Source organism: Stenotrophomonas sp. GD03958 (assembly GCF_029839005.1).
GTDB lineage: Bacteria > Pseudomonadota > Gammaproteobacteria > Xanthomonadales > Xanthomonadaceae > Stenotrophomonas > Stenotrophomonas hibiscicola.
The window spans coordinates 1-12,419 of record NZ_JAOBZT010000097.1; the positions used below are offsets into that span (position 1 = coordinate 1).

9 protein-coding genes are annotated in these 12,419 nt (G+C 66.9%); 6 read left to right on the forward strand and 3 right to left on the reverse strand.

The genetic code is table 11. The annotated features are described in order from the left end of the window. Positions 1-400: 400 nt before the first annotated feature. From N5C25_RS19020 to N5C25_RS19045, 6 genes are all read left to right on the forward strand, one after another. On the forward strand, positions 401-2,782 hold the full coding sequence (locus N5C25_RS19020) for a GH92 family glycosyl hydrolase (RefSeq protein ID WP_279937648.1): 2,382 nt from the start codon (positions 401-403) through the stop codon (positions 2,780-2,782). Between the two features lie 96 nt (positions 2,783-2,878). Further along, positions 2,879-3,928, forward strand: coding sequence for a LacI family DNA-binding transcriptional regulator (locus N5C25_RS19025; RefSeq protein ID WP_279937641.1), 1,050 nt, complete (start codon positions 2,879-2,881; stop codon positions 3,926-3,928). A 60-nt stretch (positions 3,929-3,988) separates the two neighbouring features. Continuing rightward, on the forward strand, positions 3,989-5,302 hold the full coding sequence (gene fucP / locus N5C25_RS19030; protein ID WP_019661435.1) for an L-fucose:H+ symporter permease: 1,314 nt from the start codon (positions 3,989-3,991) through the stop codon (positions 5,300-5,302). Positions 5,303-5,309: 7 nt separating this feature from the next. Beyond that, on the forward strand, positions 5,310-6,305 hold the full coding sequence (locus N5C25_RS19035) for a carbohydrate kinase (RefSeq protein WP_279937643.1): 996 nt from the start codon (positions 5,310-5,312) through the stop codon (positions 6,303-6,305). Beyond that, positions 6,302-7,528: an AGE family epimerase/isomerase gene (locus N5C25_RS19040; protein WP_279937644.1), complete on the forward strand. Its 1,227-nt coding sequence runs from the start codon at positions 6,302-6,304 to the stop codon at positions 7,526-7,528. Before N5C25_RS19035 ends, N5C25_RS19040 begins: the two co-directional genes overlap by 4 nt. A 101-nt stretch (positions 7,529-7,629) precedes the next feature. After that, positions 7,630-10,248 (forward strand): glycoside hydrolase family 2 protein, encoded by a 2,619-nt coding sequence (locus N5C25_RS19045; protein ID WP_279937645.1) that lies wholly within the window; start codon positions 7,630-7,632, stop codon positions 10,246-10,248. A 129-nt stretch (positions 10,249-10,377) separates the two neighbouring features. On the opposite strand, the gene mtnC is transcribed toward N5C25_RS19045, so the two are convergent. The 3 genes from mtnC to N5C25_RS19060 form a co-directional block, all read right to left on the reverse strand. Next, on the reverse strand, positions 10,378-11,073 hold the full coding sequence (gene mtnC, locus N5C25_RS19050) for an acireductone synthase (RefSeq protein WP_279937647.1): 696 nt from the start codon (positions 11,071-11,073) through the stop codon (positions 10,378-10,380). A gap of 3 nt (positions 11,074-11,076) precedes the next feature. Further along, positions 11,077-11,634: an acireductone dioxygenase gene (locus N5C25_RS19055; protein WP_021204389.1), complete on the reverse strand. Its 558-nt coding sequence runs from the start codon at positions 11,632-11,634 to the stop codon at positions 11,077-11,079. A 91-nt stretch (positions 11,635-11,725) separates the two neighbouring features. Continuing rightward, a complete protein-coding gene (locus tag N5C25_RS19060) occupies positions 11,726-12,367 on the reverse strand; it encodes a methylthioribulose 1-phosphate dehydratase (RefSeq protein ID WP_026347187.1) in 642 nt (213 codons plus the stop codon). Positions 12,368-12,419: the final 52 nt, after the last annotated feature.

A 12,419-nucleotide genomic window follows, 5' to 3' on the forward strand; every position in this document is an offset into this window, starting at 1 on the left:
GGGACGGGTTTACGGCGTCCCCCGCAACCGGACCCACCCCGACTCCCCACAGGAAACCAGCTTCTGCTGTTGCTGTTGCTGTTGCTCCAGCTCGCAGCGGTGCAGGGCGCAGCCCTGCCGAACACCCCCTCATGCTGCGCCGCAGAATGCATTCGGCTGAACCTGCATGCTCTACTTGAATCGATCTAAATTCACGACCGCGCGGGTCGGGCGTCATTCCAGGGGGAGCTCTCTGCCGGTCACGGCGGGACTCAGCGGAACGGTGCCGAACGACCCCGGCCGTCTGCCTCCGCGTCATCGACTACAGGAACCCGACATGCGCCCAGTGCCGTCCGCTCCCGCCGTCCCATCGACCTCGCGCCCGCTGGCGCGCCTGGCCTGCCTGTTGGCACTTTCGGCCATGCCGATGCTGTTGCAGGCCGCGCCGGCAGCGCTGGAGCGGGAGGTCAATACATTCATCGGCAGCAAGGACGACGGCAATACGTTCCCGGGCGCGTCGGCGCCGTTCGGCCTGATCCAGGTCAGCCCGATCGGCAGCCACTATTCGGGTTGGCGCTATGACGACGAGAAGATCCGTGGCTTTGGCCACTCCTTCATCTCCGGTGCCGGCTGCTGGGAACAGGGCGGCCAGGTGTCGGTGCTGCCGGTGACCGGCTCGATCGGCCCGGGCGGCGATTTCGATACCGGAAACCCCAAGAAATTCGACCACAAGACGTATGCCTCGAACTACACCCATGACGGCGAGATCGGCCAGGCTGGCTACTACAAGGTGCGCCTGACCAGCTACGGCGGCATCGATGCCGAGGCGACCGCGCGCACCCGTGCCGCAGCCGAGCGCTACACCTTCAGCCAGCGCAGCGGCGATGGCCACGTCCTCGTCAATGTCGGCCAGGCCAACGAACGCCATTCAGTGATCGGCAGCGTGGTCGATGTGGTCGGCGACCGTGTAGTCGAGGGCAAGCTGGTGACCAAGAGCTTCTGTGGCGGTCATCAGTACACCACCTGGTTCCGCATCGAGTTCGACCGTCCGTTCAAGGCGCATGGCACCTGGGGCGAGGGCGGTGGCCTGCCGGGCGCGCGCCACAGCATGGAAGGCGAGCAGAAGCCGAACGGTGCCTGGCTCAGCTTCGACCTGGCCAAGGGCCAGTCGGTGACGGCGGTCAGCGCGATCTCGCACGTGGATGCCGAAGGCGCGCGTACCAACCTGCGCGCGGAAGGCATGCAGGGCGGGGCGCTGCTCGGTTTCGACCGGATGCGGGCGCTGTCCCAGCAGTCGTGGCGCGAGCAGCTGGGCCGGGTGCGCGTGCAGGGTGGCAACGCCGACGACCGCGCTGTGTTCTACAGCGCGGTCTACCACGCGCTGCTGCAGCCGATGACCGGCAACGACGCCGACGGCCGCTACCGCGGCTATGACGATGGCATCCACCGTGCCGATGGCTGGACCTACTACGAGTACTTCTCGCTGTGGGATACCTACCGCGCGCAGAACCAGTGGTTGGCGCTGACCCGTCCGGACGTGGCGCGCGACATCGGCCGTACCCTGCTGGCGATCGACGAGCAGGGCGGCTGGCTGCCGCGCTGGGGCTATGCCAACTTCGAGACCAACATCATGACCGGCGATCCGGTCACCCCGTTCATGGTCGACCTGTGGCGCTTCGGTGCGCTCAAGGGCCGTGAATCGCAGGCTTGGGATGCGCTGCGCCGCAATGCCTTCGGCACGCCGCCGCTGAACTCGCGCATGGCTGGCCGCTCCGGCAACCCGACCTATCTGGACAAGGGCTACGTGGTCTACGACCGCGCGTTCCCGTCCAAGGGCATGGACGTCGATCCGCATCACGGCGGTTCGGCGACGCTGGAATACGCGCTGGCCGACTGTGCGCTTTCGCAGATGGCCGATGGCCTCGGCCATGCGCAGGACGCGGCGACGCTGCGTGAGCGCGGCCGCAACTGGCGCAAGGTGTGGGACCCGCAGGTGCGTGACGCCGAGACCGGCTTCACCGGTTTCCCCCGCCCGCGCACCGAGGATGGCCAGTGGTACACCCCGGCCGATGGCCACTACAGCCCGCGCTCGCATCACGGTTTCCATGAAGGCACGGCGTGGCAGTACCAGTGGCTGGCGCAGCAGGACGTGCCGGGCCTGGTCGAAGCCATGGACGGCCGCGAACAGGCCGGCCGCCGCCTCGATGCGTTCTTCGCGATGGACGCGCTGCAGGCCGACCCGCTCAATGCCGCCCGCAAGGCGTGGGTGGTCGGGCCGTACAGCTATTACAACCAGTTCCGCTACAACCCGAACAACGAGCCGGACCTGCACGCGCCGTGGCTGTACACACTGATCGGCCAGCCGTGGAAGACCGCCGCCGTGGTGCGTGCGGCGCAGCAGCTGTTCACCAATGCCCCCAACGGCGTGACCGGCAACGATGACCTCGGCACGATGTCGGCCTGGTACCTGTTCAGCGCCATTGGCGTGTACCCGGCGGTGCCGGGCAGTGGCCAGTTCCTGCTGCACACCCCGCGCTTCAGCAAGGTGGAAGTGGACATGGGCAATGGCCGCACGCTGCGCATCGACGCGCCGGGTGCCGATGGCCGCCGTCTGCAGTATGTGCAGGGCGTGCAGGTCGATGGCCAGCCGCATGCGCCGGTTTGGCTGGACTGGAACCAGCTGCAGCAGGGCCCGCGCCTGCAGTTCGCGCTCGACGCGAAGGCGCCGGAGCAGGGCTGGGGCACGGCGGTGAAGGACCTGCCGGTATCCTGGTGCGCGGCACCGGGTAGCCAGCTGCGCTGAGACGGACTGTGCCGTTCGCGGTGACCCAGCGAACGGCACGGCACGACAGGTCCCTGATCCATTAGGCTTGAGCATCCAGCGGAGTCCGGGAAGACGATGAACGACAACGGCAGCAGTCCCAGCAAACGCGCCGGCAAGGCGGTGACGGTGACCGACATCGCGCGTGCCATCGGCGTGTCACGGGCAACGGTGTCGCTGGTGCTGCGCGGCAGCCCACTGGTCAACGTCGATACCCGCGCCAAGGTCGAGGCCGAACTGCGCCGCCAGCGTTATGTCTACAACCGCGCGGCGGCCAACCTGCGCCGGCGCACGTCATCAAGCATCGCGCTGGTGATCAACGATCTGTCCAACCCGTTCTTCGCCGAATTCGCATCCGGTGTGGATGAGGCGCTGGGCGGGCGTGGTTATGTGACCCTGCTGGGCAGCACCGGCGAATCGCCGGAGCGCCAGCAGGCGGTGCTGTCCACGCTGATGGAGCACACCCCGGCCGGCCTGATCCTGTCGCCGGCCGAGGGCAGTGATACCACGCTGCTGCGGCAGGCGCTGGGTGCCAATGCCAACGTGCTGCTGTTCAACCGCGAGCTTGACGGGGCTGACTGGGATTTCCTCACCCTCGACAACCAGCACGGCGCCTATCTCGCCACGCGCCACCTGATCGAGCGCGGCCATCGCCAGATCGCTTTCTTTGGCGGCCACGCCGCATCCAGTTCGTGCCACCAGCGCCGTGCCGGTTTCCAGCAGGCGCTGGCCGAGGCCGGGCTGTCGCTGCCGCCGGGCTGGATGATCGAATCTGCACCGAACCGCCTGGAAGCCGCCGCGCGCACCGATGAGTTGTTTGCCGACGGCCATCGCCCGAGTGCGGCGGTCTGCTACAACGACACCGTCGCGTTGGGCCTGATGCTGGGCCTGAATTCGCGTGGCATCCGTCCGGGCGGCGATTTTGCCGTTACCGGTTTCGATGATATTTCCGAGGCTGCGGTGGCGGTGCCGCCACTGACCACGTTGACCGCCGACCCGCGCGAGCGTGGCCGGCAAGCTGCGGCGCTGCTTCTGCAACGACTGGACGAACCGGATGCGCCGCCGCGGCGCACGGTCGCGCCGGTGCAGCTGCGCATCCGCGAAAGCAGTGCCGCACGACCGAACTGATTCCTTTCATACATCCCTTCCACGCAACAACGACCTTCCGCGCATCGAGGCGCGTACCGCATGCCGATCTCCGCAACGCCCCGTCCATCGGGTTCTTCGGGCAACGCACCCGCCGTCACCAACGGCAAGGCGCTGGCCGTGGTCACCACGATCTTCTTCATGTGGGGCTTCCTGACCTGCCTCAATGACATCCTGATCCCGCACCTGAAGGCGGTGTTCGAGCTGAACTACGCCAAGGCGATGCTGGTGCAGTTCACCTTCTTCGGCACCTACTTCCTGATGTCGCTGCCGGCCGGACGCCTGGTGGCGGCGCTGGGCTACAAGAAGGGCATCGTGGCCGGCCTGCTGATCGCCGGTATCGGCGCACTGGGTTTCTGGCCCGCGGCCGAGCTGCGCGTCTACGGCGCCTTCCTCGGTGCACTGTTCGTGCTGGCGACCGGCATCACGGTGCTGCAGGTCGCCGCCAACCCGTACGTCGCACTGCTGGGACCGGAGCAGACCAGCTCAAGCCGCCTGACCCTGGCGCAGGCGTTGAACTCGCTGGGCACGGCCATCGCCCCGATCTTTGGCGGCATGTTGATCCTGTCCAACACGGTGAAGAGTGCCGATGACATCGCGGCGCTGCCGGCCGCCGAGCAGCTGGCCTACCGTGCCGCCGAGGCGCAGGCCGTGCAGGGTCCATACGTAGGCCTGGCGGTGGCGCTGGTACTGCTGGCGCTGTTCGTGTTCCTGTTCCGCCTGCCGGCGTTGAGCGACGCCACCGAGCAGGCTGACCAGGGTCACCACCACAGCTACCTGGATGCACTGCGCAAGCGCCACCTGCTGCTGGGCGTGCTGGGCATCTTCTTCTACGTCGGTGCCGAAGTGTCGATCGGCAGCTTCCTGGTCAATTACCTGTCGATGCCCAACATCGGCGGCTTCAGCGAACAGGAGGCCACCCATTACGTGTCGGCCTACTGGACGATGGCGATGATTGGCCGCTTCGCCGGCTCGGCGCTGCTGGCGCGCTTCTCGCCCAGCCGCCTGCTGGCGATCTTCGCGCTGGTCAACGTGGCCCTGCTGGTTACGACCATGCTGACCTCTGGCAGCATCGCGCTGTACTCGGTGGTGGCGATCGGCCTGTTCAACTCGATCATGTTCCCGACCATCTTCGCGCTGAGCATCGAGCGCCTGGGGCCGCTGACCAACAAGGGCTCCAGCCTGCTGATCATGGCCATCGTCGGCGGTGCCGTGGTGCCGTACCTGCAGGGCGTGCTGGCCGACCACATCGGTGTGCAGGCCAGCTTCATCCTGCCGCTGCTGTGCTACGGCTACATCATTTTCTACGGACTGGTCGGCGCACGTACGCCGGCTTCCGCAACGCAGGGAGGCTGAGTCCGGAATGGGTGCCATTGTCTGCTTCGGCGAAATTTTGATCGATCTACTAGCGCAGCCGCCGGCCTCGGCCGACACCCCGCGCGCATTCCTTCAGTACGCCGGCGGTGCGCCGGCCAACGTTGCGGTGGCGGCAGCGCGACTGGGGGCGAAGACCCAGTTCGTCGGCATGCTGGGCCGAGACATGTTCGGTGACTTCCTGGCGGACAGCCTGGCCGAGCACGGCGTGGGCACGGATTACATCGTGCGTACCAATGCGGCAAAGACCGCGCTGGCCTTCGTCGCGCTGGATGCCAGCGGCGAGCGCAGCTTCAGTTTCTACCGCCCACCGGCGGCCGACCTGCTGTTCCGTGACAGCGATTTCCAGGCCGCGTGCCTGGACAGCGCGCAGTGCTTCCACGTCTGTTCCAACAGCCTGACCGAGCCGGCCATCGCCGGGGCGACCTTCGCCGGCATGGACCGCGCCCGTGCCGCCGGTGCGGTGGTCAGCCTGGACCTCAACCTGCGCCCGGCACTGTGGCCCGCCAACGAAGATCCGACGCCGCGGCTGTGGCAGGCACTGGAACGCGCTGACCTGGTCAAGCTGTCGCGCGAGGAGCTGGACTACCTGGCTGCGCCGCTGGGTGCCGATGGCGAGGCGGCGGTGCTGCGGCGCCTGCTGGCTGCGCAGGCGCGCTGGGTGATCGTCACCGACGGTGCGGCCACGCTGCACTGGTACACCCGCGACAACCACGGCACCGTCACCAGTTTCCGCGTGGCCACGGTCGACACCACGGCGGCGGGCGACGCGTTCGTCGGTGGCGTGCTGGTTGGGCTGCTGGAGCGCGGCGGTGCCGGTGCCGGTTTTGCAGCGTTCTGCCAGGACCCGGAGGCGATCACCGCCACGCTGCGCTTCGGTGCCGCGGTCGGCGCTCTGGCTGTTACCCGCAAGGGCGCGTTCGCCGCGATGCCCTCGCTCGATGAAGTGCAGCAGCTGCTGCAGGCCCAGGACATTACCGCATGAGCACCTCGCCCGATTTCCGTTCACCCGCGTTCCTGCGTGCGCATATCGCCGACACGATGGCGTTCTACCACCCGCGCTGCATCGATCCGAACGGCGGCTTCTTCCACTACTTCCGTGATGACGGCAGCATCTACGATGCCAGCCACCGCCACCTGGTGAGCAGCACGCGCTTCGTCTTCAACTACGCGATGGCCTACCGCGAATTCGGCAATGCTGAATACCGCGAGGCGGTCGAGCACGGCGTGCGCTACCTGCGCGAGGTGCACCGCAACCCGGCCACCGGTGGCTACGCCTGGACCCTGCGCGATGGCAAGGTCGAGGACGACATGAACCACTGCTATGGCGTGGCGTTCGTGCTGTTGGCCTACAGCTGCGCACTGAAGGCCGGTCTCGAACAGGCCCGCGCATGGATGGACGAGACCTGGCAGCTGCTGGAAGCGCGTTTCTGGGAGCCGCAGCACGGCCTCTACAAGGACGAAGCCGATGGGCAGTGGAATTTCACCGGCTACCGTGGCCAGAACGCAAACATGCACATGTGCGAGGCGATGCTGGCCGCCTTCGAGGCCAGCGGCGAACAGCGCTATGGGGAGCGCGCGCTGCAGCTGGCCGACAACATGACCCGCCGCCAGGCCGCCAAGGCCGGTGGCCTGGTGTGGGAGCACTACGATTCCAACTGGGAGATCGACTGGGATTACAACCTGGATGACCCCAAGCACCTGTTCCGCCCGTGGGGCTTCCAGCCGGGCCACCAGACCGAATGGGCCAAGCTGCTGTTGATCCTGGACCGCCATGTGCAGGCCGATTGGCTGGTGCCGACCGCGCAGCACCTGTTCGACGTGGCCGTGGCGCGCAGCTGGGACCAGGCGCGGGGTGGCCTGTACTACGGTTTCGCGCCGGAATCGCGCCGGCAGCCGGGCATGGATGGCGCCCCGATCGGTGGCGACAGTTTCGTCTGCGACGACGACAAGTATTTCTGGGTGCAGGCGGAGACGCTGGCGACCGCCGCACTGATGGCCAAGCGTACCGGCGATGACCGCTATTGGCAGTGGTACCAGCGTATCTGGGCGTATTCGTGGGAACACTTCGTCGATCACCGGTACGGCGCCTGGTTCCGCATCCTCGATGCCGACAACCGCAAGTACAGCGACGAGAAGAGCCCGGCCGGCAAGGTGGATTACCACACCATGGGCGCGTGCTACGAAGTGCTGAACGTCGTGCGTTGAGGTCTGCCGCGCTGCGCGCTCGCCGGACGTGGTCCGGCGCTACCGTGGCGTGTTGAATTGGTAGCGCCGGGCCATGCCCGGCGGAAAAACAGGAGCATCCCGTGCATCGCCTTCCCCTCGTTGTCCGCCTGCTCCTGCTGCTGATCGCGGCCTCCGCCTTCCCGGCAACTGCGGCGCCACTACAGGCACAGTGGGAATTCCGCATGCTGCCCGGCGACGCGCAGGGCGCGGCCCACCCAGGTCTGCAGCAATGGCGGGCGGCGACGGTGCCGGGCAGCGTGCACACCGACCTGCTGGCTCACGAATTGATCCGTGATCCGTATGTCGGTGCGCCCGAGGCCGAGCTGCAATGGATCGGCCTGGCGGCCTGGGAGTACCGCGCGCGCTTCGACGTCGATGCCGCGACGCTGTCCAGGCCCAATGCCGAGCTGCGCTTCGATGGGCTGGATACCTACGCCGAAGTCAGCCTCAACGGAAAGCCGCTGCTGCGCGCGGACAACGCACACCGCACGTGGCGTGCCCGGGTCGAAGGCCGCCTCCGTGCGAGCAACAATGAACTGCAGATCGTGTTCCGTTCGCCGATCCGCACCCTGCTGCCGGGCGTGCAGGCGATGCCGCACAAGATCGCTGGCAACTACCCGTCGCCGTATGGCGATGAGCCGAAGGACGCGATGGTCGGCAACTTCGCGCGCAAGCCGGCCTACCACTTCGGCTGGGACTGGGGTCCGCGCTATGTCACCGCCGGCGTCTGGCGCGGAATCGATCTGCAGGCCTGGGACGCGCACCGCCTGACCGATCTTGCGGTGCGCACGGATGCATTGAGCGCGGAGCAGGCGAAGCTGGCCGTGCTGCTGCGAGTGGAGCAGGGCGCGGCGGCGGGCTCGGCCGTGGTGAATGTGGATGTGCAGGATCCGCAGGGCCGCAACGTGGCCCAGGTGCAGCGCACGGTGCTGCTGAAGCCCGGCCAGAACAGCATCGAGGTTCCGGTTGAACTGGCCGATCCGCGGCGTTGGTGGCCAGTCGGCCACGGCGCGCAGGACCGCTACACGGTGCAGGCCCGCCTGGACCAAGGTGGCGCGCCGGAGCTGGTGCGCGAGCAGCGCATCGGCCTGCGCACGGTTGAACTGCGCCGCGAGGAAGACGGCAAGGGCGGGCAGGGCTTCGCTTTCGTCATCAACGGCGTGGAGATCTTCGCAAAGGGCGCCAACGTCATTCCGTTCGATGCCTTACCCGCACGGGTCGACGCCGCGCGCCTGCGCCAGGTGCTGACCGCCGCACGCGACGCCAACATGAACATACTGCGCAACTGGGGTGGCGGCTACTACGAGGACGATGCGTTCTTCGACATCGCCGACGAACTGGGCCTGCTGGTCTGGCAGGACTTCATGTTCGGTGGTGGCATGCAGCCGGGCTACGATCCGGCCTTCCGTGCCAGCGTGGTGGCCGAGGCACGCGACAATGTGCGCCGGCTGCGCCATCACCCCAGCATCGTGCTGTGGTGTGGCAACAACGAGGAAGAAACCGCCTGGAAGGACTGGGGTCACGGCCGCGACCTGCAGGCGGCCGACCCGGCATTTGCGGCGAAGGTCTGGCAGGGCTATGTCGACCTGTTCGGCAACGACCTGCGCCAAGTGGTGGGCGAGGAAGGACTGGGCGTACCGTACTGGTCCAGTTCGCCCAGCAACGATCTGGACGGGAAGGCCAACGATTCCACCCGCGGCGACAAGCACTACTGGCAGGTCTGGGGCAATCCGGCGCTGCCGGTGCAGGCCTACCTGCGTGAGACGCCACGCTTCATGTCCGAGTACGGCCTGCAGGCATGGCCGTCGGTGGCCACCGTGGACCAGATCGCCACCCGCGCCGAGCAGCGCATCGACAGCCCGGTGATCCGCGCGCACCAGAAATTCATGGCCGGCGAGGGCAACAGCCGCCTGCTGCACTACATCGAACTGGGCTACGGCACGCCGAAGGACTTCGAGGACTTTGTCTACCTCAGCCAGGTGATGCAGGCCGATGGCATCGCGCTGGCCGCGTTGCACCATCGCGCTTCGCGGCCGTACACGATGGGCTCGCTGTACTGGCAGCTCAACGATGTCTGGCCGGGTGCTTCATGGTCCAGCGTGGACTACTTCGGTCGCTGGAAGGCGCTGCACTTTGCCGCGCGGCGCTTCTTCGCGCCGGTCACGGTAGCGGCGCTGCGCGATGAGGGCAGCACGCGCGTACGCCTGATCAATGACGGTGCGGCGCTGGATGCACGTTGGCGGCTGCGGGTGATGGACGTGGAAGGGAAGGTGCTGCGCCGTCGCGAGGACGCGGTGACGCTGGCGGCGTCGGGTGTGACCTCGATCGGTGATTTCCGCGATGCCGAGCTGCTGGCCGGTGCCGACCCGAAGCGCACGGTGGCGGTGTTCGAGCTGCTGCAGAACGGGGCGGTGAGCGCGCGGCAGGTGGTCGGATTCGTCGAAGCCAAGGACCAGATGTTGCCGCGGCAGAAGCTCAAGGCCACGTTGTCCATCGAAGGCGACCACTATCGACTACGGCTGGAAAGCGCGGCTTACGTGCGCGCGGCGTGGATTGATTTCGGTGCGTTGGATGTGCAGGTCGAAGACAACCTGCTGGACTTGCTGCCGGGCGAAACCCGCGATATCGCCGTACGCGGCCCGGTGGATCTGGTTACCCTGCGCGAAGCGCTGAAGGTGAAAACCCTCAACGATCGATGAGGGCAGGTGAACCATGTTCTGGTAGGTGTCAACCTTGGTTGACACATCGGCCGTATGCCAACCAAGGTTGGCAACTACCAGAAGCGGAGCCGGGTAGGTGCGGACCGTTGGTCCGCACACCTTTCTTTTTTACAGTTGGATCTGCTGGAAGTTCTCGACCCGCTCGTGGCCATTGGCGGCCTGGCCGGTGCGCGGCATCGGGTAGTCGTCGCGGCGGTCGATCAGGCGCGTCTGCAGGCCGGCTTCACGGGCGGCATCCAGCTCTTCCACCACATCGGACAGGAACAGGATCTCGCCGGCCGGTACGCCGATGGCCTGCACGATGCGGCGGTAGCTGTCGGCCTCGCGCTTGCCGCCGATCTCGGTATCGAACCAGCCCGACACCAGTGGGCTGAGTTCACCGGCATCGCTGAACCCGAAGAACAGCTTCTGTGCCGGCACCGAGCCGGAGGAATACACGAACAGCGACAGGCCGGAAGCGTGCCAGCCCTTCAACACCGGCGCCACCTCCGGGTAGAAGTGTGCGGTGTAGTCGCCACGGCGGTAGCCTTCGTCCCAGATCAGGCCCTGCAGCGCCTTCAGTGCGGTGTGCTTGCGGTCCTGGTCGATCCAGCCCTGCAGGGTCTCGGCCACCAGGCTGTCCTGGCAGGCACCGCCGATCTCGGTCGCCACCGCATCCAGCCAGCGGCGCACTTCCGGCTGCTGGCCGTGTTCGGCGACGAACGCGGGCAGGGCCTTGCGGGCATAGGGGAACAGCACGTTCTTGACGAACGAGATGCTGCTGGTGGTGCCTTCGATGTCGGTCAGGATGACGCGGGCTTGCATGGATCAGGACGCCTGGGTGGGTACGTAACGAGGGAACTTCTGCGCGATGTCGGTGCCGGTGAAATGGCCGACCCAGCCGTCCGGCTCGGTGAAGAAACGGATCGCCACGAAGCTGGGTTCCTCGCCCATGTCGAACCAGTGGGTGGTGCCATCGGGCACGGCGATCAGGTCGTCCTTCACGCACTCGATCTCATAGACCTTGTCACCCACGTGCAGGGTGAACAGGCCGGAGCCGGCGACGAAGAAGCGCACCTCGTCTTCCTTGTGGAAGTGCTCGTCGAGGAACTTCTTGCGCAGCTCGGCGCGGTTCGGGTTGTCCGGGGCGATCGAGGCCACGTCCACGCTCTTGAAGCCGCGCTCGGCGACCAGGCGGTCGATGTCCGCACGGTAGGCGGCGAACACTTCCTCCTGGCTGGCGCCCGGCGCGACTGGCGCGGTGGCCTGCCAGCGCTCGAACGTGACGCCGATCTTCTGCAGTTCGGCAGCGATGACCGCGCCGTCCTGGGTGTCCAGCAGCGGCGATTCGGGGCGGGTGTCGTCGTAGATGCGCAGTCGGCTCATGGCGGCAGCTTGAACGTCTCGGGGGAAGACAGGGTAGCAGGGTGGGGGCGGGGCGCAGATTCCGGATCGGCATCTGCACCTGCGCGCCGGTTCAGCTGCGCAGCTTGCGCAGTTCCAGTTCGCAGTGGAACAGGAATTCGAACGCTTCCAGGTGGCGGCGTGCTTCGGCCATATCGCGGCCCCAGGCGTACAGCCCATGGCCGTCGATCAGGTAGCCCCACAGGTTCTGCCGGTCGAGCAGGTCATCGACCTGCTGCGAAAGCACGTTCATGTCCTGGGTATTGGCGAACACCGGCACGTCGATGGCCATCTCGTGGGTGCTGTTGCCGGCGAAGGCCTTCAGCAGCTCGTAACCCTCCAGGCGGATGTGGCCCTGCGGCGCATACAGGCGCGAGGCGATGGTCTGCACCGGCGAATGCGTATGCAGCACGCAGCCGACCTCCGGGAAGCGGCGGTACAGCTGGGTGTGCAGCAGGGTCTCGGCGGACGGGCGCAACGGACGGCCCACGGCCTGGCCGTCGAAGTCCACCACCATGATGTCATCCTCGATCAGGCGGCCCTTGTCCTTGCCCGAGACGGTGATCGCCGCGTGGCGGTCGTCCAGGCGGTGGGAGAAGTTGCTGCTGGTGGCCGGGGTCCAGCCGGCGTGGGCCAGTTCGCGGATGTTGTCGATCAGCAGCTGGGCCAGTTCGCTCAGGCGCGCGGTGTCGTACGGGAAGGTGGGGGCGTTCATGTCGGCGATTTTACTGGATTCGGCCAACGGCTGAGCCCCTCGTGGCGGGTCG